The sequence below is a fragment of the Psychrobacter sp. UBA2769 genome, assembly GCF_002352555.1.
Classification (GTDB): domain Bacteria; phylum Pseudomonadota; class Gammaproteobacteria; order Pseudomonadales; family Moraxellaceae; genus Psychrobacter; species Psychrobacter maritimus.
This window is the reverse complement of sequence record NZ_DEIR01000022.1, coordinates 26396-50940: the sequence shown is the minus strand read 5'-3', so window position 1 is coordinate 50940 and position 24545 is coordinate 26396. Positions and strand designations below refer to the sequence as shown.

Sequence of the window (24545 nt, the reverse complement as noted above, 5' to 3'; positions counted from 1 at the left end):
TGTAGAGCTGTGCGTTTTATTGATATTTAGAAAAGTATACGTACATCTTTTTTAATTGGATTTATGACATCCGAATTTTACATGGGCTCAATTGTCATCTATTTAGGCATAAATTCATGGATGGAAATGGGAGTTTCGTTCGCTTTTATGTTTATCGTAGGTCTGTTCGGCGCTGTGAATGCTACTATCGCCAGCTGTATGGCTTTACCAAAAGTATGTAAAAGTGGTTTTGATATAACATCCGAAAAGGAAGAGGATAGTTACAAAGGATTAATTTTAATTGAATGATAAGCAAAAAATACAGGGAGTAGGGCATGAATATTCTAATCAGTGGTGGCTCAGGATTCTTAGGTAGCGCGTTCAGTGAAGCCTTTATCAAGCGCTATCGAAGTGAGAATAAGGAAGTGCATATTACGTGGCTGACCCGTGATAGTAATCAGCCACATCCTGTCGATATTAAGATGATGACTTATGATGAGCTGACGAAATCTAACCAGAGCTTTGATGTCATTTTAAATCTAGCGGGCGCAGGGATTGCGGATAAGCGTTGGAGCGATGCACGTAAAGAGCAACTGCTTGCCAGCCGTGTACAGCCTACCGAAGCGTTACTTGCTTTTATAGCGCGTAGTAGCACTAAACCTAAGCTGTTGGTTAGCGGTTCAGCGATTGGCTGGTATGGCGCTCAAGGTGATAAGCCTTTAATTGAGGGCAGTGACTTTAACACTGATTTTTCGCATAAACTATGTGACGATTGGGAACAGTTGGCATTGAAAGCTACCGATTATGGCGTTCCTGTTGTTATCGTGCGCACCGGTGTCGTTATCCATCCTGAGGGCGGCATGGTTAGTAAGTTATTAACACCCTTTAAGATGGGCGTTGGCGGTCAATTGGCTGATGGTAAGCAAATCATGAGTTGGATTAGCCGTGAAGATTGGGTAAGGGCAGTTATTTTTATCATTGAGCAGCATCTTACTGTTCAGCAGCAAGTTCAGTTAAATAATACCGGCAATACTTTAAACACAGCAAGTGATACGCCAGCCGTGGTCTATAATTTAACCGCGCCTAACCCTGTGACCAATCGTACTTTTACCAAGACGCTTGGCGCGTGGCTGCATCGTCCGACGTTTTTTAATTTACCAAAACTTTTATTAAAGTTGATGTTTGGTGAGATGTCGACCTTGCTGATTGATGGGCAAAAAGTATTGCCACAAGCGCTACTCAATGCAGATTTTAAATTCAAACAGCTAACCCTTAAGCAAGCGTTAGAGCAGAAAGTATAAGCAGCAACTATAAAAAGTGAGTAGCGAAAAAATTATCTCTTAAGTATAAGACGTATCAAATGATATAAGGCATTGTTTCATGTGAAACAATATGCGCCTTAAAATAAGCTGACTTTTCGAAAAACGTTTTGTATAACTGTGATTTCTTTTAAAACCTTTATACAGTTTCAATAAAAAATGATGCTGTCTATAACAGGTAAGAATATTGGCGTACTATAAGCCGGTCTTCGTCTGATTCAATTTTATTATGTGGCTTTTTATCATCCTTACCCAGCTGCTCGCGATGATGAGTAGCGGGATATTGTACTGGTTCATCAAACCAAAACAGCGCTTGGCTAAAATTGGCCTAGTCTTAAGCGTTTTTGTCATTAATAATGCTTTTCTTATCTACGGACTGAGTGAGTTTTGGCACGAGCGCTTCCATGTCTACTTGGTTGTCAGTATTTTACAAGGCTTTATGTTCTATGCAGGCTTAATAACCGCTGTCATTACCCTAGTTTATGTCTATATCCTGAAGAAAAAATATCATCCAAAGCTCATGAGAGCCGTTGCTGCTGTGGTTTATGCTAGTCTTGTAGGTTTAGCAGTATTTAATGCTTATTCGCCTGTCGTACATCATCTGAAAGTAACGACAGATAAGCCACTCAATAAGCCAATGCAGATAGCTTTGGTGTCTGATACTCATTTAGGTAGATGGTTTGGCAATCGGCAGATAGATAAGATGGTGAAGCTGATAGATGCCCAAAGTCCAGATGTGGTGGTTATCGCGGGCGATGTCATGAACGATTCCACTGACGCTTATGACAATACCAATATGCATGAGCATTTATCAAAACTAAGAGCGCCGCTCGGTGTCTATGCTACTTTAGGTAATCACGATTATTCAGGTAATCAAGTTGCTATTTCTAAAGCAGTCGAGCGGGCAGGTATTCAGGTGATTGATAATAAAAGTGTCTGGTTGGATGACTCAGTGTTGCTGATAGGGCGTTCAGATGAAACCGATCCTGCACGCCCTGCCGCCACAGAGTTACTTAGTGAAGTGAGGGCGGATAAACCGGTGATGTTTTTAGAGCATAGCCCTGCCGATTTAGCAAAAATCAAAGGTTTGCCCATTGATTTACATTTATCAGGGCATACCCATGGTGGGCAGATATTTCCTTTAACGACATTGCTAAAATGGTTCACGCCACTAGTTTATGGCGCCAAACAACTAGAAGGCACGCAGTTTTTGGTGACTTCAGGTTATGGTATCGGCGCGGTGCCATTTAGATTGGGTACGCGTTCTGAGATTTGGCTAATTACTTTGACAGGTCAAGCTGATTCGTAGTAGCTGATTCATAGTAACTGATTAATAGTAACTAGCCGTTATGGTTATCCGTGCTTTTTATCTATCTTTTTCCAATTGTCAGTTAATGCTAGCTTTTAGCTTGTTTTAATAGCTACCCGTATTTAGCCCGTAACCCACAGCCATTATTCAGCTATTCACGCAGCCACTAACTCTTGGGTGCTGATGACCTCACGTACAAAGCTAGCAAAACCATTAATAATATGACGCGTCTCTTGTCCAAGCCCTTGATGGACGCTCATAAAATGGATAAATCCATGCGGTGCGCCATAAACAGTATAGGTTTCGACCGCAACACCATGGCTTTCTAACTGCTTAGCATAAGCAAAAGCTTCATCACGCAAAACATCTAATTCGGCCGCGACAATATAAGTAGGGCAGATATGGCTATTGTCGCCAAGCATAGGTGAGGTCAAGATATGCTGGCGTGGTAACGGGCTGTTTTCCAAACACGCGGCGTCGAATACCGCCACATCGGCATGATCTAATAGTAAACCCTCGCCATATAATTCCCAGCTAGGATAATCATTTTCAACATCCGTCACAGGATACAGAGGCATTTGCGCCATTGGCGATGGCACGCGCTGCAATATCTCAAAAGTTTTTTGACCACTAATGCCCAAATCTTGCCATGCTTCTGCCGTTGGGGTGATGACTTGTTGAGCAACCATGGTTGATAACCCGCCGCCCGCACTATCACCTGCCAGTACAATACGCGAAGGCAAAGCGCCAAATGCTTGGCAATTTTCAGCCAACCATCCATAAGCAGCAATACAATCTTGTAACGCTGTCGGTGCAGGATATTCAGGTGCTAGACGATAATCAACACTGACCACTGGCCAGCCCGTTTGATCACAGACGGCATGACAGAATTCATGATGGGTGTCGACATCACCGATACAAAATCCGCCACCATGAAAAAACAGCATCACAGTTTCATCAGGATTGCGTTTCGGTTTCTTTTTAAAGCTAAAGCCTGTTGCACTTACTTGTTTTTGATAGCAACGCATGGTCATGTCACCATCATCAGCATTGGCAATGGTTTTGTCTGCCCACTCTACGGTAGGGCTATCTTTTTTGACAAAAGGTTTAATACTATTAAATAAGGTAGAGCTTGGCTGCTGCCAAACGTTTGGCGCTTGCATCGCAACGACGTCGGTCGCAAAGCGTTTGCGCAATTCGACCATGTCTACAAGGTGTAATGGGGTTTTAAGCTTGCTATTGACTGCAAGGATTAAACGTAAATGGGCATCAACGTGTTCGTATTGCTTAGCGGTCGGTCCATCCAAATAGCCGACCAAGCTTTCTAATACTGACTCTGGTAAGCAGCCGATGCCTTTCATAGCGTAATGCAGTAGGTGCGGCTGATAGCTGGTCATTAGGTTATGATAAAGCACCTTATCTTTGATGGATAATGGCTTATCATCAGCGCTGGTTACAATCTCTGCATTCTTTATTGGCAAAGTCGGTAAGTTTTCTGGTTTATGATTGTTTAAAGAGCTATCACGTGCACTTTCAGGCTTTTCTTGAGCCAAAGCGGTCAGGTTAAGTGACCTCACTGCTTTATTAAGTAAGGTGTTGATTGATAATACTGTTGAATTAGGCATAACACCTCCTATAAATGATAGATAATATTTGCAGCCATCATATGATAAGTGGAAATAAAGTTGAGTATTCTTTGGTAATGGTTTAGGAGTGAATAGTAATTTATTTGGAATAACTGACGGTATTTTGTTGGTTTTGTTAGCGAAATTAACCACTTATTGACGATAAGCGTAAAGGCAATGCGGTTATTTTAGGGCATAGTTGGTAGGTATTATCCCGACATTAATGAATATCGAGAAAAATTCCTCAGATTAGGCTTGAAATTTGCCCTCATCACCTTTATCAAGCAGCTATCAGAAGAGGTTAAATAAGCGATTGCTAAAAATCCGTGAGTGATAAAAAAGTGAGTGATAACGGCTAGATGATTGTTAAAAGCCGATAAACCTATTAAGTAAGCAATGGAGAAAAACACAGTTTGGCTAGTCAGTAGCCGCTTTATTGCGTTTTTCAATCCATTATTATTATGTTAACAACCCCATTAATAATTATATCCCTATTAAGGAGCTATCATGAGCGAGCAGAATAATAACCACGAATCTAATGAGCAAAATATGCCACACGACAACGTCTCACACGACAACGTTTCGCACGATAATGTCGAACACGACGACAGTATTTTAAATGAAACCTTGCAAGAATTTGATCCACAAAATAATTCAGGTGCAGAGAGCACGATTGCAAACGATATCGATTTAGATACGTTTAAAGCGCGCATCGCTGAGCTAGAAGGCGAAGTCAAGCAAGCTAAAGAAGGCACCGCTCGCGCCAATGCCGAAGCGTATAACGCGCAAAAACGCATGGAACAAGAAGCCGATAAAAGCAAAAGATTTGCCCTGCAAAAATTCGCCAAAGAGCTGTTAGAGGTGGTCGATAATTTAGAGCGCGCTATCGAAAACGCCCATGCAGATGACCCTGTTACCGAAGGGGTAAGATTGACTCATAAAGCGTTGTTAGACGTGTTGAATAAAAATGGCGTTGAAGTCGTCGAGCCACAAGGCGAGAAATTTAACGCTGATTTGCATGAAGCGGTCGGTATCGATGCCGATGCGCCAGCCGATACGGTAGGTACGGTCTTGCAAAAAGGCTATAGCTTAAACGGTCGTCTGTTGCGCCCAGCGATGGTACGCGTTGGCCAGTAGCAATCAAATATAGAAGATTTAAGGTATTAGTATTTAAAAAATAAGTCTTTAATTGTACTAAACCCTATTATTAATGGGGTTTTACACAAAAAATCACACAAAAGGCAATATTTAGCTGTGGATTGACTTGAAAAAACGAAGCCTTAAACCGATATAAAGCAACAAGTGACCGACTAGATGTCGATAGTTTTCATAATCTAGGGTCTGATGATATAGATATTTTTATTTAAAAATAAATTAGGAGCAATTAATTATGGGTAAAGTAATTGGTATTGATTTAGGTACAACTAACTCATGTGTGGCAGTGATGGAAGGTGATAAAGTTAAAATCATCGAAAACGCTGAAGGTACACGTACCACGCCATCGATTGTCGCTTATAAAGATGACGAGATCCTTGTTGGTCAGTCAGCCAAGCGTCAAGCGGTCACCAACCCAAACAACACCCTATTTGCCATTAAGCGTCTGATTGGTCGTCGTTTTGATGATAAAGTCGTGCAAAAAGACATCGGTATGGTGCCTTATAAAATCGCCAAAGCTGATAACGGTGATGCGTGGGTAGAAATCAACGGTAAAAAATTAGCGCCACCACAGGTTTCTGCTGAAATCTTGAAAAAAATGAAAAAAACAGCCGAAGACTATCTTGGTGAAGCCGTTACTGAAGCTGTTGTTACTGTCCCAGCTTACTTTAATGACTCACAGCGTCAAGCAACCAAAGACGCCGGTAAAATTGCGGGTCTTGATGTAAAACGTATTATTAACGAGCCAACCGCTGCCGCACTTGCTTATGGTATGGATAAAAAGCAAGGCGATAGCACCGTTGCTGTATATGACTTGGGTGGTGGTACTTTTGACGTATCAATCATTGAAATCGCTGACGTCGATGGTGAACAGCAATTTGAAGTACTAGCAACCAACGGTGATACATTCCTTGGTGGTGAAGACTTTGACTCAGCGCTAATTGACTTTTTAGTAGCCGAATTCAAAAAAGACCAAGACGTCAACCTAAAAGGTGACTCTCTTGCGATGCAGCGTCTCAAAGAAGCGGCAGAAAAAGCGAAAATTGAGCTATCAAGTGCTCAAAGCACGGAAGTGAACTTGCCATATATCACTGCCGATAGCAGTGGTCCTAAGCATTTGGTTGTGACTATCAGCCGCTCAAAACTTGAGAGCTTAACGGAAGAATTGGTACAACGTACCATGGGTCCTTGTAAAACAGCTCTAGAAGATGCTGGTCTAAAAATCGGCGATGTCGATGACGTTATCTTGGTAGGTGGTCAGACTCGTATGCCTCTGGTACAGCAAAAAGTACAAGAGTTCTTCGGTCAAGAGCCACGTAAAGACGTTAACCCTGACGAAGCAGTTGCCGCTGGTGCTGCGATTCAAGGTGCGGTATTGTCTGGTGACAAAACTGACGTCCTATTGCTAGACGTAACGCCATTGACGCTAGGTATCGAAACAATGGGCGGTGTTATGACGCCAATCATTGAGAAAAACACCATGATTCCGACTAAGAAATCACAGGTATTCTCAACGGCAGAAGACAACCAACCAGCAGTCACCATTCAGGTTTATCAAGGTGAGCGTAAAATCGCTAACCAAAATAAACAGCTCGGCCGTTTTGACTTGACCGATATTCCACCAGCACCACGTGGTCTACCACAAATCGAAGTGACTTTTGACATCAACGCTGACGGTATCATGAATATCTCAGCGAAAGATAAAGGTACTGGTAAAGCACAAAGTATCCAGATTAAAGCGGATTCTGGTTTGTCGGACGAAGAAGTCGAACAAATGGTGCGTGATGCCGAAGCGAACGCTGCTGAAGACGAGAAATTCGCTAACTTAGCACAAGTTCGTAACGAAGCAGATGGTCGTATCCATGCGGTACAAAAAGCACTGAAAGACGCCGAAGACAAGGTGACTGAAGATGAAAAATCAACAGTAGAAACGGCTATCTCTGAGCTTGAAGCAGCTGCTAAAGAAGACGATCATGACGAAATCAAAGCCAAGCTTGAAGCGTTAGACAATGCCTTCTTGCCAGTTAGCCAAAAGATTTATGCAGATAGTGGTGCAGGCGCAGAAGGTATGGATCCAAACCAGTTCCAACAAGGTGCGGACAATGCTGGCAACAGCAACCAAGCTGATGACGACGTCGTCGATGCTGAGTTTACTGAAGTAGACGAAGACAAAAAATAAGCCAGATTAAAAGCTAAAACTGACGTCTGATTTATCATAAAGAACGCACCTTTCGAGGTGCGTTCTTTTATTTTGCAAACTTAGCTCGGGCTAATGAGTAGGAAGTATTACCCAAAACTGGTGGTTGTAACAAAAGATTTCATATATCAGCCTTTGTAACCCGAGTGCTGACAAACACTTGCAAAACTTAACTTTCTTACCATTAAACACTGACAGAGTCTTTGACATAGTTTGTTACTATGTATACATCGTTAGCAAACAAGGCGATATGGCTAAAAAAGCCCACATAAATAAATAACTTGTTTGTCCAAATTGATTTTAAGGAGCTACATATGAAAACTCTACAAAAAACTCTACTTGCACTAGCCGCTGGTTCTTTAGTAAGCATGGGTGCACAAGCAGCTGTATCTTATGGCAACGGCTATACTGGTCAACCATACGTCGGCGTAAAAGTCGGTCAGTTTGACTTAGACGTAGACGGTGCTGATAAGCCAACCGCTTATGGCGTATACGGTGGTTATAACTTTGATCCTAACTTCGGTATTGAAGCTGAATACGTAGGTTCAGATGATGCTGATTACTATAACGGTGATATCGATGCTAAATCTTATGGCGCATACGGTACTTATCGCTATCAGTTCCCTAATACTGGTTTATATGCCAAAGGTAAGTTAGGTGTTGCTAAAACTGAAATCGAAGGTAACTATCTATCTTCAAACTCTAAAAGAAATACCATCTCTAAAGATGATACTAGTCTAGCTGGTGGTGTAGGTCTTGGATATTCAGTGAACCCTAACTTCAGCGTTGAAGCTGAGTATGACAAATTAGGTAGTGATGCTGATCTTATGACCGTTGGTGCACAACTTAAATTCTAATTATTTGAATCTTAAGTTCTTTAATTAGCAATAGCTTGAATAGTTAGTAAAATAAAAAACGATCACTGCGGTGGTCGTTTTTTTATGCGAAAAGAAAAAGTGCTGTAAGCGTCATTAAAAAACAAGCATTACAGGAATAGTTCTGTTAATATTGCGCGTTCAACAATAGTCTAACTAATTTGTATGCCTTGTAATACCCATCCAGACTGCATTTTAGTTTTATTTAACAGGAACATATATGAATACTTTACAAAAAGCTTTGATCGCATTATCAGTTGGTTCTTTACTGAGTGTGAGTGCTCAAGCAGCAGTTAATTATGCAGGTCAGCCGTATGTTGGTGTTAAAGTTGGTAAGTTTCTGGTAGATACTGATGGTTTAGATGATCCTACTGCTTACGGTATTTATGCGGGTTATAACTTTGATCCTAACTTTGGTGCCGAAATTGAGTATGTAGGCTCTAGTGACACTGATATTGAGACGGGTGTTAGGGGTGTTAATGCTGAATACAACCTTAAAACTTATGGCGCCTACGGCACCTACCGTTATCAATTCCCTGATACTGGTCTATACGCTAAAGGTAAACTGGGGTTTGCTAAAGCTGAGATTGATGTTTCTGCCAGCAATGTTTTAGGAGGCTCTGTTAGCGAAAGTGATAGCGATAGCGGTCTTGCTGGTGGTATCGGTTTAGGTTATAACTTTAACCCTAACATGAGCCTTGAAGCTGAATATGACTATGTTGCTGAAGATATTGCGCTATTAACTGTTGGTGCACATTTCAAATTCTAGTATGAGTTTAGAGTTTTAGCTTTGATATTTTCAAAGTTGGATCAGTTAAATAAATAAAAAAACGATCACTTCGGTGGTCGTTTTTTTATGCGTATAACTTTTAAGGCGCTGTTTGATAACAAAATGTGCTACATTGAAAGCTAGAATGGCAAGAATAGGGAATATGATAATAATGGAAATGCTTTGGATGATTGAACCTTGGCACTGGCTCGTATTAGGCTTTGTGCTGCTGATCGTCGAGATGTTTGTACCGACGTTTGCCAGCCTTTGGTTTGGGGCAGCCGCTATTATCGTTGCCGCCCTCTTATGGTTAATACCTATCCCTGTCTCCGTCCAAATCATTATTTGGTTGGTACTTTCGGCTATCTTTTTAGTAGCGTGGTTTAAATTTATCAAACCCTTGTCTGTCGATCGCACCAAAGCGGGATTAGGTGGCAGTGTGATTATCGGTGAGACTGGTATGATTATCGTCGCGCCGCAACCTGAGAGAGCTGGTATGGTACGTTTTAGCGTGCCTATCGTTGGTGCTGCCGAATGGATGTGCCGTACCAGAGGCGAGCAAGTAGCGGTTGGTGATCGGGTGGTGGTAACAGATATCGTCGGTAATGAGCTGATTGTCAGTACGATGACATCGCAAGCGGTCATTAATAAAAATAGTTAAGCAGAATAATAGGGGTGGAACATGGAAAGTTTTAGTATTGTGATGGTGGTATTGATTGCATTGGTGGTATTTACAGTATTTAAAGGGGTGCGCATTGTTCCACAAGGCTATAAATGGGTGGTGCAGAGACTGGGTAAGTATAGCCAAACCCTAGAGCCGGGACTCAATATTATTATTCCTTATGTCGATAATGTCGCTTATAAAGTCACAACCAAAGACATCGTGCTTGATATTCCCTCACAAGAGGTTATTACCCGAGATAACGTGGTGATTATCGCCAACGCCGTTGCTTATATTAATATTGTCCGTCCTGATAAAGCCGTTTATGGTATCGAAGATTATGAGTATGGTATTCGTAATTTGGTACAGACGTCTTTGCGCTCAATCATTGGTGAGATGGATTTGGACAGCGCTTTATCAAGCCGTGATGAAATCAAAACCAAGCTAAAACACGCCATCTCAGAAGATATTGCTGATTGGGGTATTACCCTAAAAACCGTAGAAATCCAAGATATTAACCCTTCTCAGACCATGCAAGCGTCAATGGAAGAACAGGCGGCGGCAGAGCGTTTACGTCGTGCGACCGTGACCCGTGCTGATGGTCAAAAGCAAGCGGCTATCTTAGAGGCTGATGGTCGTTTGGAAGCCTCACGCCGTGATGCTGAAGCGCAAGTGGTATTGGCGAAAGGTTCAGAAGAGTCTATTCGCCTTATTACCGCGGCGATGGGCAAAGAAGAAATGCCGATTGTATACCTATTGGGTGAGCAATATATTAAGTCGATTCGCCAGTTAGCAGAATCGGATAACGCGAAAATGGTGGTATTACCCGCTGATATTTTAAGCACTATTAAAGGTATGGTTGGCGATAAGCTTAAGGTTTAATCAAGCATGTTTTAAGCTGTTATAAAAATAACTCTTAAAAGTAGCCAACGAGTAAAAATAGTCAGTGAGCGTTTTACGTGCTGGCTATTTTTTTAACTTTAATTTGTCCGTAATCATGTCATTGGTTTTTTAGCGTACGATGTTCTTGTTGTTTAATAATAAAAATACGCCTATAAAATAAATGTATAAGGAAAATAATAATGACCACGAAAGATATAAATGCTGTAATTATTGCTATAAATGAATTTGCGCAAGGCAGCCTATTGCCTTATACCGTACTTGATGCGACGCATATTAATGCCGCTTATCCTGAGCAGAAGTTAGAGATTCGCGGTGGTGGCTACGGTTCAGATGCGGCGGCACATCCAACCAATGCCAATCAATTTTATGCCCTTACCGATCGTGGTCCTAATGCAGACTTTGATGGGGTTGCTGGTAAGGGTAAGCAGTTTCTCGTGCCAAATTATACGCCGTCTATTGGGTTGTTTGAATTGCAAGCTGACGGCAAAATTATCAAAGTAAAAGAGCTGCTGCTGAAAGACAGGCAAGGCAATCCCATCTCTGGGTTGCCGAATCCAAAGGCACTGGGCGGCACCAATGAAGTACCTTATGATATCGATGGGCAGCCGATGACCGTTAATCCAAATTTGCCTTTTGATGCGGTGACCAATCCTATTAAGACCGATATTAATGGTTTAGATCCTGAAGGGCTAGCGGCGCTCACAGATGGCAGTTTTTGGGTCAGTGATGAATATGGTCCACACCTTGTGCATTATGATGCCAATGGGGTAGAGATTGCGCGTATCAATGCTTTTGCTAGTGATGAGCGTAATAATGTAATTATCAATGGTAAGCAGATTCTGTTACCGCCAGAATTTACCAAGCGTCGTGCCAATCGCGGTATGGAAGCATTGACGATGACGCCAGACCAAACGACACTGGTCGGTATCATGGAGTCCTCTATGGACAATCCTGATAAGTCAGGGCGTTTGTCTTCTTTGGTGCGTATGGTAACGATAAATTTGGTTTCGGGGCAAATAGCGCAGTATTTATATCGATTAGATAAAGCGGAGCACGTGACTTCTGGTATCGTGGCCGTGAGTAGTCATGAGTTTTATTTGATTGAGCATGATCGCAAATTTCCACTCCAAGATAAGTCAGCACAAAAACTCATTTATAAAATTGATATCGCGCAAGCAACAGATATTGAAACTATTTTAGATAATAAAACTATTAAACAGGACGATAGGCTTGGTTTGACCATCAATGGACAAACGCTTGAGCAGTTGATTGCAGTAGACGAAAAAAACTGGCAAATGCTTGAAGAGATAAACATCATACCTGTTAAAAAAACTTTGGTTGTCGATGTGTTAGCTACTTTAGATTATCCGCATGATAAGCTTGAAGGCTTATGGTTACGGCAAGATGGCTCATTGGGTTTACTCAATGATGATGATTTCGCCATGACTGATTCAGAGGTCATCAACCCAAAAAGCACGGTTGAGCAAAAGTATTTCGATAAAGATAAAACCATTGAAGATGCCAATCGCTTATATATCGTGATGCCGACTGAATAGAGTAGCGTGATTTTTCGTAATTATTTATTCTTAACCACCTATTCTTAACCACCTATTCTTAACTACTTATTCTTACTACAGACAATAAAAAAGACCTCATACAAGTGAGGTCTTTTTTATTGTTAAATATTGACTCAGTGTATTTTAGATGACCTTGGAGAAGCGGTTTTTATGTTTTTTCTCAAGGTATTCATCAAATACCATAGCAACGTTGCGACCTAATAAACGACCTCTGGGTAATACGCGAATACCAGCAGCATCCATATCAATCAAGCGATCCTGTTGCATCTCACCCAACTGTTGGATTTCATTAATAAAGTAGGTAATGGCGTCGATACCAAATTTCTGATTGATGTCTCTAAAATCCATATAATCGTGACACAATAAATTCATAATCACGTATTCACGTAAGCGATCTTTAATCGAGGTCTTAATCACATTGACCGCGGGCATGACGGTTGGATTATTACGTGCTGCGTCGATATTATCTTTATATACCTGCAAATCGGTGTGGTTTTGTAAGATATAGCTGCTATTAGCATTAGAGATTTGACTGATTGACGACACCCCAAAACCCAATAAATCACAATCGCCCATGATGGTATAACCCTGAAAATTTCGATGTAATTTGCCTTCGCGCTGGGCGATGGCAAGCTCATCATCAGGTTTGGCAAAATGGTCAATACCAATATATTGATAACCGGCTTCGGTTAAGGTATTGATGGTATTGCCGAGCATCGTAAGCTTGGCGGCTGGCGTCGGTAAGTCTACTTCTTTAATCTGGCGTTGAGATTTAAAACGCTCAGGCAGATGGGCATAGTTAAATACCGATAAGCGATCGGGTGCCATCTCAATAATGCGGCGTACCGTTGTATCCAAAGTTTCAGGCGTTTGATGCGGTAAGCCGTAAATCAGGTCGACGTTGATAGAATGGAAGCCCAGCGCGCGTGCCTCAGCAAGCACATTTTCAATCAATTCAGCAGAATTTATACGGTTGACGGCAATTTGTACTTTTTCATCTAAGTCTTGTACGCCCAAACTTACGCGGTTAAAACCCAAGTTACGTAGTACTGTTAATGTCTCGTCTCCCAGCTCGCGCGGGTCGATTTCAATAGAGTAATCGCCTTGGTCTTCTGGCAAAAATTCAAACTGGGTTTGCAAAAACTCCCACAGTTGTACCAATTCATTATCTTGTAAAAAGGTTGGCGTACCACCACCAAAATGCAGCTGTTTGACCAGTGGTTTTTTGCCGTCTTTTGGTGTTTGTAATAAGCTACGTTTATGCTTAATTTCCGCCATCAAATATTCTAAGTAATCACCAGCATCGCTATTTTTTTTGGTGATGATTTTATTACAAGCACAGTAATAGCAAAGGTGCCGACAAAACGGAATATGAAAATACAGCGATAAGGGCGCATGGACTTCGCGCTCTTGTAGAATCTTAGTCTCGAGTCCTGCTGGCATCGGTGAAAATTCTAAAGCGGTCGGGTAGGAGGTATAGCGCGGCCCAGAACGATTGTATTTATTAATAATCTCTTCATCGAATGCTGGCAGCTGCTTACTGGTGATGCTGCCACGGGTACTGGCATAGGGATTGGGCATCTCAACCACAGGGCGTGCAGTAGTAGGCTGCTCGTCGGCATGAGCAAAAGACTTTTGGTCGCTATTGATATCGGATGGTTCTGACATGCGAGATTCCTCGGTTTAACTGTATAAATCGCCATTTAAGTAATAAGCAGTATAACAAATCATTGGTTATAGTGGCATGGATGGCAAGTTTTCGTATATACCCATAAAGTTGTATTGTTATCTGGAATAAAAAAAGACCTCAGGATTGACCTAAAGTCTTTTTTATAATGCTTAACGATTTGGCTATGACTCTTCCCTTAATTTAATCACTTCACCAACGGCTTTTTGGGAGATTTCGCTGCTGCTAAAAGGCACACGAATCCACTCTTTAGCTGAATAACGATGCGTCTGATCGCGATGATAAGGGCGCGTACTATCCCCTGCTTGTGAATAGGCAAGCAGCGCCTCTACGACAGGACCTTTAGCATCAAAAGTCACCGCTTGCATGTAGGTTGGCCCATTATTAATAATATAATTACCAACCTCATTAACTCCTTCACCTCGGGCAGCGTTAAAGATACCTTCGCTACCATAACCACCATGCATAGGGATACGCTGATTATTCTTGCCCGCATCTAGCACATATTGTAGCTCACCTAAGCTGGCATCAAGCGCTATGCCTTTATTTTGGAAATAGGCAATCGCATCGCCCAAAGCTTGGCGAGTTTGTGGCGTAATTTTCAGCTCGCGAGGCGTATTGATAGGGTCTGCCTCGTTAAATGGCACTTCAAATGCGGTATTTGTGTATTCGCTAACACCAGCCTTGCTCCAAAACTCTCTAAACACATGAGCGCCTCGGCTGTCGATATTGTTGCGACGATCCCAATTACTCAGGATGCTACAAGCTTGTTTGGCATCGATAGTTCCGCCACCCGTCAGAGGTAACATAGCGTTGGCGTTACAATCTGCTAAAACATCATCGAGAACCAACTCGGCAGCATAGCTACGATTGCTATAAACGACGTCTTGCATATTGTTTAAGGTAAAGGTAGTGTCACCCAAGCCATCTGAGTTATCAAGACGGTCTAAAACTTGCTGAAATGCCATGCGTGTACGCAGAGAAAGTGGCACGCCCTCTGGGCTAGTTGCACTAGGGAATGGCGTTAAACGACGACGTAGCAGCGGTGAAAACCCTGTTAAAGGCTCATCTAAGTTGCTCAACCAATAAGTATCGTTTGAGTTAAGCACATAGTCATCACGAATTAAGAAAGGCAGATTTGAGCGTCCAAAAATACCTGCTTGCGGGGAATCGGCATCATTACCCCATTCGCAATCAGCCTTGCTACCATCCAATGCTGGTAGACCAAAACTCACGATGGCTTGTAAATAAGGCTTACCAGCCGTACAGCTATTTAATTTATCTGCGGTGACATGCGGCACGGTTGAGATATCAGCATAAAGCGCTTTACCATAGCGGTCGGTGGCAATGGTATTAACAAATCCTAGCCCAACCATATCTTGCATTTTATCGACCAAATCCTCGACACTGGTGGCTTTATTCATGCTGCGCCATTGGTTTAATGAGCGGGCGTTTTCTGCGGCGGCATCACGGATAGTAAAGGCGATATTGTTCGCGCCCCAAGGTGGCAGTAAGCCATTGACTTGATTGACGGCTATCATAGGACCAAAATGTGACGAATAAACCGATCTTACCAGCGTCTTATTATCTGGCAGTTGGATGGTGACGTCATCCTTTTTAATATCACGTTGCTCAACGACGCCTGCACTATTGGTATAGTTGTACTTCATTGGGTCGCCGTCTACTAAGCTGAGCTGATACAGGGTAAAACGTTTGGCGGTAGAAACCGTATGGCTCCAAGCGACGTCTTTATTAAAGCCAATATTGGGGAAAGGCTGTCCTTGCTGTCCTGCTCCCATGACATCAAGCTCGCCTGGCATCGTCAAATGGAACTCATAAAAGCGCTGTAGACCATCCCAAGGCTCATGGGGATTGCCATAAAGGATACCGCTTTTGGTGCCAGTGACTTCACTACCAAAAGCATAGGCGTTACTGCCGCCATCAGTCACATTGATGGTTTTCATATCAAAATCAAAGCCTGAGGCCAAATCCGCTGCCGACTCTGGCGATAAGTCGTTCTCTGGCTCTATAGAAAGCGTACGCATTCGAGAGCTACCCATGATACCTTTTTCGACTGAAGGCGCCGCAGTGGCGATAGGCGTGACAAAGTTTGATAGACCACCGCGCAAATTGGCCTTGCCGTAAAGCGCTAGCAAATCATCGGTCGTGATTTCGCGAACCCATTCAGCACCAGCACAGTCAGGATCGATATTGTCGACACCTTTATCACGTAAATAGCGACTATAGCCCGCAGCATAGCCTGCTACCGCATCCAAAACCTCAGGCTCTTGTGCATCCAAAAACTGTTTACGCTTAGCGTCTGAGTTATACCAGGTATAAAAGACATCACTATCGACATCGCCTTTATCACCCAGATAACGCATACTCTCGCCCTTAGCGATTACGATTTCGCGCGCCAGTGAGCAGATATTGTCTTCAGCAAAGGCATAGCCGACGCCATAACCCAAGCCTTTATAGCTCTTGGCAGTGATGTGCGGTATCCCAAACTCAGTGCGCTGGATATCCGCCGCATAGCTGTCATCGTTATCTATATTGCCATTAAAATTATCGTTATCCGAACAACCAAACAATCCCAACGAGACTGCCATCGTTAATAGCGTGAGTGTGTGTACACGCCGATTCAGCATATTTATGCTCATAAGCTTACCCATCCATGGTTAATTACGATTTTATAAAGCGTCGACAAAAACCACCATCAAGCTTTATATATCAATAAATTCCTTTTATTGATATGCTTTTTTATGCCTTATATTGCATTTATTATGCGTGATGATAGATAAGATAAATTAAAAAGCATTTATCAATCATATAACACTTTCAAACCTCTATACTAGCGAATAAACCAACGTATTTAATGGCTGATATTTGGCTCAAAGCTAGGCAGAAATAATCTTTATCTATTTAAATAATAGGCTGGGAACAATACTGTTTAAACAGATTGATAAATAATAAAACACGACATTTGCGCACTGATTAATAATACTCTATTATCGATAAATATCTATATTAGGAAACGCTCATGTCGTTTGCCCAAGTCTATACGCGCTCAGTCGTTGGACTGCATGCCCCGCAGGTCATCATCGAGGTGCATTTATCACAAGGCTTGCCAGCGCTGACCATTGTCGGTTTGCCCGCTGCTGCCGTACGTGAAAGTAAAGATAGGGTGCGCTCGGCGATTCTAAATTCGGGCTTTCAATTCCCTAATCGCCGTCTGACGATTAATTTAGCACCAGCAGACTTACCAAAAGATGGCGCAAGGCTAGATTTGCCGATTGCTATTGGTATTTTAGCGGCAAGCGGGCAACTTGAGCCAGAAGTACTGTCAGGGTTTGAGTTTATCGGCGAGCTGGCGCTCAATGGTGAGTTGCGGCAGGTAAGTGGTAGCTTGGCGGTTGCACGGGCAATGAAAGCAGAGTCACTAGTGGCAAAGTCTGCAATAGCTGACGAACAAGCGCCGTGCCAGTTCCAGCAAATACGTCAATTACGGCAATTACGTCAATTAATAGTACCGATTGATAATGGCGCGGAAGCCAGCCGTGTTGAAGGCGTCGAGATATTAGGCGCTCAAAGCCTAAAAGCGGTTTGTGACCACTTACAATCGTTAGCTGACCCAAGCGTAACCACCGAGAGACTGGAGATAGTCACGCCCAGTCCGGCGCAGCAGCATATTGGTTATCAGGTAGATTTGGCGGATGTAAAAGGTCAGCATCATGCTAGGCGGGCGTTAGAGATTGCTGCCGCCGGTGGTCATTCACTATTATTTACCGGGCCACCCGGTTCGGGTAAGACCTTGATGGCGTCACGCCTACCGACTATCTTGCCTGATTTGAGTGATGAGGATGCATTAGAAGTTGCCAGTACCTATTCAGTAGCAGACAGCGACTATGATTATGGTACGCGGCCATTTCGCCAAGTCCACCATACCATATCAGCTGTTGCTTTGGTCGGTGGTGGTTCTCGTCCCAAACCTGGCGAGATTACCCTTGCCAATAAGGGCGTATTATTTTTGGACGAATTACCAGAGTTTGACCGTACGGTGTTAGAAGTGTTACGTCAGCCGTTGGAAGCAAAGCAAATCACCATTAGCCGTGCAAACTCACAGCTTACTTTTCCCGCAAATTTTCAACTGGTGGCGGCGATGAATCCTTGTCCGTGTGGCTATGATGGCGACGGATCAGGACGATGTCGCTGCCGACCGGAGCAAATTAAGCGCTATCAAGATAAGCTATCAGGGCCACTGCTTGATCGCATTGATTTGCATATTACCGTGCCAGCACTGCCAATAGCTGATTTGCAAAATGCTCAAGCTGGTGAAACCTCGGCACAAGTGCGAATTCGGGTCGCTGCTGCCCATAAGCAGCAATTAAAACGCCAAAAAAAGGTTAATAACGAGCTGAGTCCCAGCGAGATAGACAAATATATTCAGCTAGGAGAGGGCGAGCAGCAGTTATTACAGCTCGCTCAGCAACGTCTTAATCTATCTGCCCGTGGCTATCATCGTGTATTACGCGTCGCGCGTACCATTGCTGATTTAGCGGATAGTACTGATATTACCAGCGCTCATGTATCAGAGGCGCTGAGTTATCGTAGTAAGTAGCTTGCGTGATGTTCAATTATTCTTAAAGTTCAATTATTTATAATCTACTTTTTTAAAAGGTATTTAACCAATGCCGCAAAGTCATCAAATGCTGCGATAGGATTGAGCTCGCGAATATCTTGCCCGTAGTTATAACCATAAGACAGTCCAAGGGTGTCTATATTGGCATTTTGTCCGGCTAATATATCGTTTCTAGAATCACCAATCATCACCGCCTGTGCTGGAGTCACATTTAACGCCTCACAGACATGCAATAGCGGCGCGGGGTCAGGCTTTTTATGGGGTAGACTATCTCCACCCAGTACTTCAGAAAATAAATCCTGCCAACCAAAGGATTGCAATATCTTAGGGACAAAACGAATCGGTTTATTGGTCACTAATGCCAGCGTATAGCCCGCGGCTTTGAGCTTTTTTAGTCCGCTATCGACATTTGGATAAGCGACGGTTTTGCTGCCACTAATATTTTTATAAGCATCAAAAAATACTTGCTCGGCGTGATCCGCTTCCTCGACCGTTAACTCACCTTCTAGTACTTCTATTTTACCCACCAACGCGCGTTCGACCAGCATTCTTGAACCATTGCCAACCCAATTGCGGATGATGTCGAGAGAGTAGGTTTTTTTACCAAGCGTGGTTAGCATGGCGTTCGTCGCATCAGCCAAATCTGGTACGCTATCAATCAATGTGCCATCAAAGTCAAAAATTAAAAGCTGCTTATCCATTATTTCTCGCCTTTCGGGTTATTACGTCTGTTTCTTACATTCATGTTTTAACCATAGCATAAGAAGCCATTAAAGCGCATGCAAAGCGCATTTTTGCTCGATTATTTAACCTCTTTATAGCGCTCACGGTGTGCCGCTTTCATCTTTAGATAGGTTTCGTTTTTACGGCACTCATCCCATTTTTGTTTAAAAATACGCGCAGATTCTGCTTTGATAGGGTCTTCAATTTGCCGTGGTAATTCTTCGCGTCCATGCGCACCGCTTTGGCCTTTTTTATCATCGGGCACTGGTCCCTTGTACTTTTTGCCGCCTTTATGATTGGCATAGCGGCGGGCGCGGGTATAACCCATTTGAATAAATTTGCGCGCCATATCCGCACCAACAAAGTCATCAGCTGCTAAATAATCTAAAAACATCTGATAAATAATCTCGCTACTCTTAAGCGCGATATCAGGCGTCGCAAAGCGCCAGTGCGGCAGGATTTCGGACTTATAAGGTTCGACCAATAACACCCCTTGCTCACCGCGACCGACACGATACAGCTCAGGCTGCGCGCGTAAGTCTAGATTTTTATAATCTAAATCATAATCAAACTCTCTCATGGCTTCTACCTATTGCAGCTAATTGGTTGTTTTAGTATAGAGAGGATTTGCACTTCAAAAACAGCCTAAAAATGTTATGTATTAGTGTGGGTATCAGATGTTATTGATAGGTATCCCTGTAATGTTTATCAAATTTTAAGCATAAAAAAAGCCCCAAACATAAATATTCGGGGCTTTTTAGAATTCTTAAACGAATGGTGGCTCGAGGCAGGTTCGAACTGCCGACACACGGATTTTCAATCCGTTGCTCTACCGACTGAGCTATCGAGCCGTCTTCGTTGAGGCGCTATTAAACTAAATATCGGCGTTACTGTCAAGTGGTTTTTGCATAATATGCGATAAAAAGGCACAAATAGTCAAATATAAGCCAAATTCAAGCTTTTAACCTCACATTTAATCCTTAACGCGCAGTAGCTCATACTCGCTCATGATACGATGGATATCGGCATCGACTGGGACAAACTCACGGACGCCTTTTTTCACTTCGGCATCATAGACCAGTTTGATAAATTTAGCATCGATAGCGCGACCTCGATTTTGGGTGTGTACCGTGAGATATTGCAAGCGCTTGGCATCCGTTTGTCCATCATCAAAGCAGGCAACCGCGGCGATAGGCTTGTCATTAAACATACCGACATACAGGGTTTGACCACGCTTAAACCCTTGCTCAACGAGATTTAGTACTTCTGTGCCACTTGGCTGGTTCTCATCGCTGTCATATAAGGCATGCAGGCGCTCGGATAGTTCGTTTTCACGCGCAGGTTTTTTAATCAGTGGCGCATCCAAGCTGTTGATGGCGATTGCTTCTAAAGGCATAATCGGTTCCTATAAATAATCGGTTGCTATAAGGTGATACAGCGTGGCATCGAGTGTAGCATTGTAGAGTCGGTGCGGTTCATGATTGATAATACTGAACTCACTATTTTAGCAGAATGACAGGATTTTGTGCGTGGTTTACTGCTTGGTCGTGGCAGTAAATGCTAGGGTTTGCTATGATGAAGATAGACGATGCTTTTTATGCATAAAAGCTAATACTTTGGCTTTTATGCATAAGCTTTTGAATAAGCATTAAACCCATTTTTAGCTTAGCTTTTTATATTTTTTATTCATTGTTTTATCATTTGCTTTAGACGCTAGTAAGAATGACTTGGGCGCTTTTTCGCCCTATTTTATTGACCGCTTTTCATTTATAGAGAGTAGCCATGACTGCCAATTCTACGACGACAACCGATACCGCCGATGCAACTGAGCAAAACCAATCTGCCAATCTAAATTTACATGGTCGCCCAGCCCGCACCGCCACCGTTGAGCGTAATACTGCTGAAACGCAAGTGACTTGCACCGTCAATCTTGATGGAACGGGACAAGGAACTGTAGATACTGGCGTGCCATTTCTAGACCATATGATTGATCAAATCAAGCGTCATGGTTTGTTTGACTTAGACATCAAATGTACCGGCGACACCTTTATTGATGATCACCATAGTGTCGAAGATACGGGTATTACACTTGGGCAAGCATTCAATAAAGCATTGGGCGATAAAAAGGGTATCCGTCGTTATGGGCACTTTTACGCGCCACTCGATGAGTCACTAACGCGCGCAGTTGTTGATTTATCAGGCCGTCCCGGTTTACATATGGACATTCCTTTTACCCGCTCGCATGTTGGTAACTTCGATGTCGATTTATTTAGCGAGTTCTTCTATGGCTTCGTCAACCATTCATGGATGACGGTGCATTTGGATAACCTTAAAGGCAAAAACAGCCATCACCAGATCGAATCTACGTTTAAAGCGTTTGCTCGTGCGCTACGTATGGCTTGCGAATATGATGAGCGTGCGCTGAATACTTTGCCATCGACCAAAGAGGCTTTTTAGATGAGTCGAGCCACAAAAATAGCATTATTAGATTATGGCATGGGGAATCTGCACTCGGCCAGCAAGGCATTGTCAGCGGTAGGCGCGGAAGTCTCTATTACCAATGACCCAAAAGTGGTCGCGGCGGCTGATAAGATTTTCTTCCCCGGTGTCGGTGCGATGCGTGATTGTATTGCTGGCATGCAAGATGCAGGTATTGACGAGGTCATACGTCAGGCGATATTTAATAAGCCTGTTATGGCCATCTGTGTTGGCATGCAGGCGTTGTTTGAGCAGTCCGCTGAGAATGGTGGTACAAAATGTTTGGGCATCTTAGATGGCAATGTAGAAGCGTTTGACCCGACGTGGAAGGATGAGCAAGGGGCGACCATTAAAGTGCCGCACATGGGCTGGAATACTATTAACGGTATGGATTTCGAGCATCCATTGTGGAATGGCATCGAGGACAATGCGCATTTTTACTTTGTACATAGTTATTATTGCGCGCCTGCTGACAGCTCGCAAGTGGCGGCCGTTTGTGATTATGGTCAGCCGTTTTGTGCCAGTATTTTGCAAGACAATTTATTTGCCACCCAATTCCATCCAGAAAAAAGCCACACCGCGGGCTTACAGCTATTAAAGAACTTTGTCGATTGGAATATTTAACCAGTATGCTTTAAATGTTTGATTGGTCCGTTTCGATTAAACAGTTTCGATTAAACAGCTTCGATTAAACAGGAAGGTAGGTTAGCAAATGCATAATCTACCTTTTTTATTTTTAATTTATACTTAGTTGTTTTTTTTATTTATACTCAGCTATCTTCTATCTCTTATACGCGGAATAAAATCGTGGATTTTTATCTCTTCAAAAACGGTGTTGTGGCTGCCACAGGGTTAGACAAAGACGCCTTACATATGTATGTGGGCATCAGCGTGTACCTATTAAGTTTAATCTTGCTACGTCCAATTTTTAAAAAATACAGCGTCAGGGCGTTTATCGCTTTGATTATGGTGACCGCCATCGCCTTATTGGGCGAATATTTGGATAATCGCCAGACGATTACTGAGCTGGGTATCACAGCGATAGGCAGCACGGAGCTAAAAGCCAGTATTCATGATTTGATTAATACCTGTCTGCTTTCTTATATAATCTATGGCTTTACCGTATGGACAAAGACGTTTCAATCAATCAATACCGTCAAACCTATGATTAAAAGGCAGAAAAAAACGGACTATTCATAAGTCCGTTTTTTTATTTCTATCATTAATACTTTGCTTAATAACAACTTTAATAGTTCTGACTATTAGCCTCATCATACAGCTCGCGCACCACTTCACCAATGACTTTAATACCATCCGTTAAGGTCTGTTCGTCAGCGGCGATACTCATACGGATACATTCATGGGCATGCTGATAATTACTGACATCGACACCAGGGAAGAAATATTCACTTGGTACAATCAATGTGCCTTTTTCTTTAAGGCGCTCGTATAGCTCAAGCGTGCTAATTGGCAAGTCTTTAAACCACAACCATAAAAATATCGCGCCCTCAGGCTTATGAATCATTAACGGATAATCACCCAAAGCTTTTTTCAAAAGCTTTACTGCTAACGTGGCTTGCTTTTGATAAAAAGGTTTAATCTCATTATCAGCTAACTGTTTGATACGGTCATCGTTAACCAATGGCGTGGCAATCGCTGCGCCAAAGCGGGTCGGTGCTAGATTGACCACCGCATTCATCGCGCTGACTGCTTCAATCACTTTAGCATCGGCCACGATAATGCCGGTACGCATACCGGGCAAGCCAATTTTAGACAGGCTAAAGCAAAGAATCGTATTGTTATCCCAGTTTAGATGCGCGTCAGAGTAGATAATGTTAGGGAAGGGCATACCGTAGGCGTTATCGATAATCAGCGGTATCTCATAACGCTTGGCAATCTCAGATAAATGCGCCATTTCCTCATCGGTCAACACATTGCCCGTTGGATTGGTCGGACGCGAACAGCAAATCGCGCCAATGCGACCTTCTTTTAGCGCTGGCAAGTTCTCTAACGCCTCAAAATCCACACGATATTTGAAGAAACCTGCTTCGCCATCATGAGTCACTTCATCGATATGCGGCAACACGGCTGCGAAATGTTGACCTTCGACATGCACATCACTATAGCCAATATATTCAGGGGTTAATGGCAGTAGAATTGATTTATCGATAGACTGGCTTTCTTTATCTTGGCTGTGCTCATCAAGCTTATTATCACTGAAGGCCCCACCAAATAAATTAAACAAATAGAAAAAAGCATTCTGCGAACCATTGGTCAAAGCGATATTTTCTGAGGTTAGATTCCAATCATAATGACGGTTAAAGAAGCCGACCAACGCATCGATAAAGGCAGCATCACCCTGCGGATTGGAGTAATTTGCCATACTAATAATCGCGCTACTATTGGTTTCGCCTGCATCGTTATCATTACCAAGCGCTTTATAAGTCTCTAAAAACAGCTCATTAACGGCATCAATCTTGGCAGGATTACCACCGCCCAGCATATTGAGAGGCTGATCGCTTTTTAGCGCATCGCCCAAGTCATCCATCAATTGCGAGATGCCAGTTGGCTGGGTAAATTTTTGACCGAACTTTGAGAATTTCATAAGGTTACCGTACTTTTTTGAGTGGTTTATGAGGGCTATATCTG

General features: G+C 42.9%; 20 protein-coding genes and 1 tRNA gene. 13 read left to right on the top strand and 8 right to left on the bottom strand.

The genetic code is table 11. The features are described 5' to 3' along the window. The first annotated feature begins 314 nt into the window (after positions 1–314). Both B3Q63_RS10790 and B3Q63_RS10785 read left to right on the top strand, forming a co-directional pair. Positions 315–1280: a TIGR01777 family oxidoreductase gene (locus tag B3Q63_RS10790; RefSeq protein ID WP_296176537.1), complete on the top strand. Its 966-nt coding sequence runs from the start codon at positions 315–317 to the stop codon at positions 1278–1280. Between the two features lie 247 nt (positions 1281–1527). After that, on the top strand, positions 1528–2607 hold the full coding sequence (locus B3Q63_RS10785) for a metallophosphoesterase (protein ID WP_296176535.1): 1080 nt from the start codon (positions 1528–1530) through the stop codon (positions 2605–2607). A 155-nt stretch (positions 2608–2762) separates the two neighbouring features. Here the strand turns inward: B3Q63_RS10785 and B3Q63_RS10780 are convergent, their stop codons facing one another. Beyond that, a complete protein-coding gene (locus B3Q63_RS10780) occupies positions 2763–4232 on the bottom strand; it encodes an alpha/beta hydrolase (RefSeq protein WP_296176532.1) in 1470 nt (489 codons plus the stop codon). 507 nt (positions 4233–4739) lie between these two features. On the opposite strand from B3Q63_RS10780, the gene grpE reads away from it, so the two are divergent. The 7 genes from grpE to B3Q63_RS10745 all read left to right on the top strand — a co-directional run bounded on the left by grpE (position 4740) and on the right by B3Q63_RS10745 (position 12348). Continuing rightward, positions 4740–5369: a nucleotide exchange factor GrpE gene (grpE, locus tag B3Q63_RS10775; RefSeq protein WP_281490689.1), complete on the top strand. Its 630-nt coding sequence runs from the start codon at positions 4740–4742 to the stop codon at positions 5367–5369. 253 nt (positions 5370–5622) lie between these two features. After that, positions 5623–7566, top strand: coding sequence for a molecular chaperone DnaK (gene dnaK / locus B3Q63_RS10770; RefSeq protein WP_201563864.1), 1944 nt, complete (start codon positions 5623–5625; stop codon positions 7564–7566). A 332-nt stretch (positions 7567–7898) separates the two neighbouring features. Then, on the top strand, positions 7899–8441 hold the full coding sequence (locus B3Q63_RS10765) for a porin family protein (protein ID WP_201625831.1): 543 nt from the start codon (positions 7899–7901) through the stop codon (positions 8439–8441). Positions 8442–8679: 238 nt separating this feature from the next. Further along, the gene (locus B3Q63_RS10760) at positions 8680–9228 is read left to right on the top strand and encodes a porin family protein (protein ID WP_296176521.1); all 549 of its coding nucleotides are present in this window, start codon (positions 8680–8682) and stop codon (positions 9226–9228) included. Positions 9229–9400: 172 nt separating this feature from the next. Continuing rightward, positions 9401–9889 carry an NfeD family protein gene (locus B3Q63_RS10755; protein WP_281490691.1) on the top strand — a complete coding sequence of 163 codons (489 nt, stop codon included), beginning with the start codon at positions 9401–9403 and terminating at the stop codon, positions 9887–9889. A 21-nt stretch (positions 9890–9910) separates the two neighbouring features. Next, entirely contained in the window at positions 9911–10771 is an 861-nt protein-coding gene (locus tag B3Q63_RS10750; RefSeq protein ID WP_201563875.1) for an SPFH domain-containing protein, read from the top strand. A 200-nt stretch (positions 10772–10971) separates the two neighbouring features. After that, positions 10972–12348 carry an esterase-like activity of phytase family protein gene (locus B3Q63_RS10745; protein ID WP_296176508.1) on the top strand — a complete coding sequence of 459 codons (1377 nt, stop codon included), beginning with the start codon at positions 10972–10974 and terminating at the stop codon, positions 12346–12348. Positions 12349–12492: 144 nt separating this feature from the next. Here B3Q63_RS10745 and hemN read toward each other — a convergent pair whose 3' ends face one another. Together hemN and B3Q63_RS10735 are read right to left on the bottom strand one after the other, a co-directional pair. Then, positions 12493–14037 carry an oxygen-independent coproporphyrinogen III oxidase gene (gene hemN / locus B3Q63_RS10740; RefSeq protein WP_296176506.1) on the bottom strand — a complete coding sequence of 515 codons (1545 nt, stop codon included), beginning with the start codon at positions 14035–14037 and terminating at the stop codon, positions 12493–12495. Between the two features lie 183 nt (positions 14038–14220). Further along, positions 14221–16716 (bottom strand): penicillin acylase family protein, encoded by a 2496-nt coding sequence (locus B3Q63_RS10735; RefSeq protein ID WP_296176503.1) that lies wholly within the window; start codon positions 16714–16716, stop codon positions 14221–14223. A gap of 380 nt (positions 16717–17096) precedes the next feature. On the opposite strand from B3Q63_RS10735, the gene B3Q63_RS10730 reads away from it, so the two are divergent. Beyond that, entirely contained in the window at positions 17097–18674 is a 1578-nt protein-coding gene (locus tag B3Q63_RS10730; RefSeq protein WP_296176501.1) for a YifB family Mg chelatase-like AAA ATPase, read from the top strand. Positions 18675–18718: 44 nt separating this feature from the next. Here B3Q63_RS10730 and B3Q63_RS10725 read toward each other — a convergent pair whose 3' ends face one another. The 4 genes from B3Q63_RS10725 to B3Q63_RS10710 all read right to left on the bottom strand — a co-directional run bounded on the left by B3Q63_RS10725 (position 18719) and on the right by B3Q63_RS10710 (position 20814). Next, positions 18719–19396 (bottom strand): phosphoglycolate phosphatase, encoded by a 678-nt coding sequence (locus B3Q63_RS10725; RefSeq protein WP_296176499.1) that lies wholly within the window; start codon positions 19394–19396, stop codon positions 18719–18721. 101 nt (positions 19397–19497) lie between these two features. Further along, positions 19498–19998, bottom strand: a complete 501-nt coding sequence (locus tag B3Q63_RS10720; protein ID WP_296176496.1) for a DUF4385 domain-containing protein — start codon at positions 19996–19998, stop codon at positions 19498–19500. 195 nt (positions 19999–20193) lie between these two features. Next, positions 20194–20269: transfer RNA gene (locus B3Q63_RS10715), tRNA-Phe, on the bottom strand. A 122-nt stretch (positions 20270–20391) separates the two neighbouring features. Then, positions 20392–20814, bottom strand: a complete 423-nt coding sequence (locus B3Q63_RS10710) for a hypothetical protein (protein ID WP_296176494.1) — start codon at positions 20812–20814, stop codon at positions 20392–20394. A 386-nt stretch (positions 20815–21200) separates the two neighbouring features. On the opposite strand from B3Q63_RS10710, the gene hisB reads away from it, so the two are divergent. The 3 genes from hisB (at position 21201) to B3Q63_RS10695 (ending at position 23096) form a co-directional block, all read left to right on the top strand. Next, positions 21201–21875, top strand: a complete 675-nt coding sequence (hisB, locus tag B3Q63_RS10705; RefSeq protein ID WP_296176492.1) for an imidazoleglycerol-phosphate dehydratase HisB — start codon at positions 21201–21203, stop codon at positions 21873–21875. Then, positions 21876–22520 (top strand): imidazole glycerol phosphate synthase subunit HisH, encoded by a 645-nt coding sequence (gene hisH / locus B3Q63_RS10700; protein WP_201625652.1) that lies wholly within the window; start codon positions 21876–21878, stop codon positions 22518–22520. Between the two features lie 183 nt (positions 22521–22703). Continuing rightward, complete coding sequence (locus B3Q63_RS10695; protein WP_296176487.1) at positions 22704–23096, top strand: hypothetical protein; 393 nt, start codon at positions 22704–22706, stop codon at positions 23094–23096. Between the two features lie 46 nt (positions 23097–23142). On the opposite strand, the gene B3Q63_RS10690 is transcribed toward B3Q63_RS10695, so the two are convergent. Further along, the gene (locus B3Q63_RS10690; protein ID WP_296176484.1) at positions 23143–24501 is read right to left on the bottom strand and encodes a valine--pyruvate transaminase; all 1359 of its coding nucleotides are present in this window, start codon (positions 24499–24501) and stop codon (positions 23143–23145) included. Positions 24502–24545: the final 44 nt, after the last annotated feature.

What these genes read in the sequence shown, in the direction of transcription:
- hisH (WP_201625652.1), top strand. Translation starts at nt 21,876, where the DNA reads ATGAGTCGAGCCACAAAAATAGCATTATTAGATTATGGCATGGGGAAT.
- grpE (WP_281490689.1), top strand. Translation starts at nt 4,740, where the DNA reads ATGAGCGAGCAGAATAATAACCACGAATCTAATGAGCAAAATATGCCA.
- B3Q63_RS10750 (WP_201563875.1), top strand. Translation starts at nt 9,911, where the DNA reads ATGGAAAGTTTTAGTATTGTGATGGTGGTATTGATTGCATTGGTGGTA.
- B3Q63_RS10730 (WP_296176501.1), top strand. Translation starts at nt 17,097, where the DNA reads ATGTCGTTTGCCCAAGTCTATACGCGCTCAGTCGTTGGACTGCATGCC.
- B3Q63_RS10725 (WP_296176499.1), bottom strand. Translation starts at nt 19,396, where the DNA reads ATGGATAAGCAGCTTTTAATTTTTGACTTTGATGGCACATTGATTGAT.
- B3Q63_RS10760 (WP_296176521.1), top strand. Translation starts at nt 8,680, where the DNA reads ATGAATACTTTACAAAAAGCTTTGATCGCATTATCAGTTGGTTCTTTA.
- B3Q63_RS10780 (WP_296176532.1), bottom strand. Translation starts at nt 4,232, where the DNA reads ATGCCTAATTCAACAGTATTATCAATCAACACCTTACTTAATAAAGCA.
- B3Q63_RS10690 (WP_296176484.1), bottom strand. Translation starts at nt 24,501, where the DNA reads ATGAAATTCTCAAAGTTCGGTCAAAAATTTACCCAGCCAACTGGCATC.
- B3Q63_RS10710 (WP_296176494.1), bottom strand. Translation starts at nt 20,814, where the DNA reads ATGCCTTTAGAAGCAATCGCCATCAACAGCTTGGATGCGCCACTGATT.
- B3Q63_RS10735 (WP_296176503.1), bottom strand. Translation starts at nt 16,716, where the DNA reads ATGAGCATAAATATGCTGAATCGGCGTGTACACACACTCACGCTATTA.
- B3Q63_RS10745 (WP_296176508.1), top strand. Translation starts at nt 10,972, where the DNA reads ATGACCACGAAAGATATAAATGCTGTAATTATTGCTATAAATGAATTT.
- B3Q63_RS10765 (WP_201625831.1), top strand. Translation starts at nt 7,899, where the DNA reads ATGAAAACTCTACAAAAAACTCTACTTGCACTAGCCGCTGGTTCTTTA.
- B3Q63_RS10755 (WP_281490691.1), top strand. Translation starts at nt 9,401, where the DNA reads ATGGAAATGCTTTGGATGATTGAACCTTGGCACTGGCTCGTATTAGGC.
- B3Q63_RS10720 (WP_296176496.1), bottom strand. Translation starts at nt 19,998, where the DNA reads ATGAGAGAGTTTGATTATGATTTAGATTATAAAAATCTAGACTTACGC.
- B3Q63_RS10790 (WP_296176537.1), top strand. Translation starts at nt 315, where the DNA reads ATGAATATTCTAATCAGTGGTGGCTCAGGATTCTTAGGTAGCGCGTTC.
- hemN (WP_296176506.1), bottom strand. Translation starts at nt 14,037, where the DNA reads ATGTCAGAACCATCCGATATCAATAGCGACCAAAAGTCTTTTGCTCAT.
- hisB (WP_296176492.1), top strand. Translation starts at nt 21,201, where the DNA reads ATGACTGCCAATTCTACGACGACAACCGATACCGCCGATGCAACTGAG.
- B3Q63_RS10785 (WP_296176535.1), top strand. Translation starts at nt 1,528, where the DNA reads ATGTGGCTTTTTATCATCCTTACCCAGCTGCTCGCGATGATGAGTAGC.
- dnaK (WP_201563864.1), top strand. Translation starts at nt 5,623, where the DNA reads ATGGGTAAAGTAATTGGTATTGATTTAGGTACAACTAACTCATGTGTG.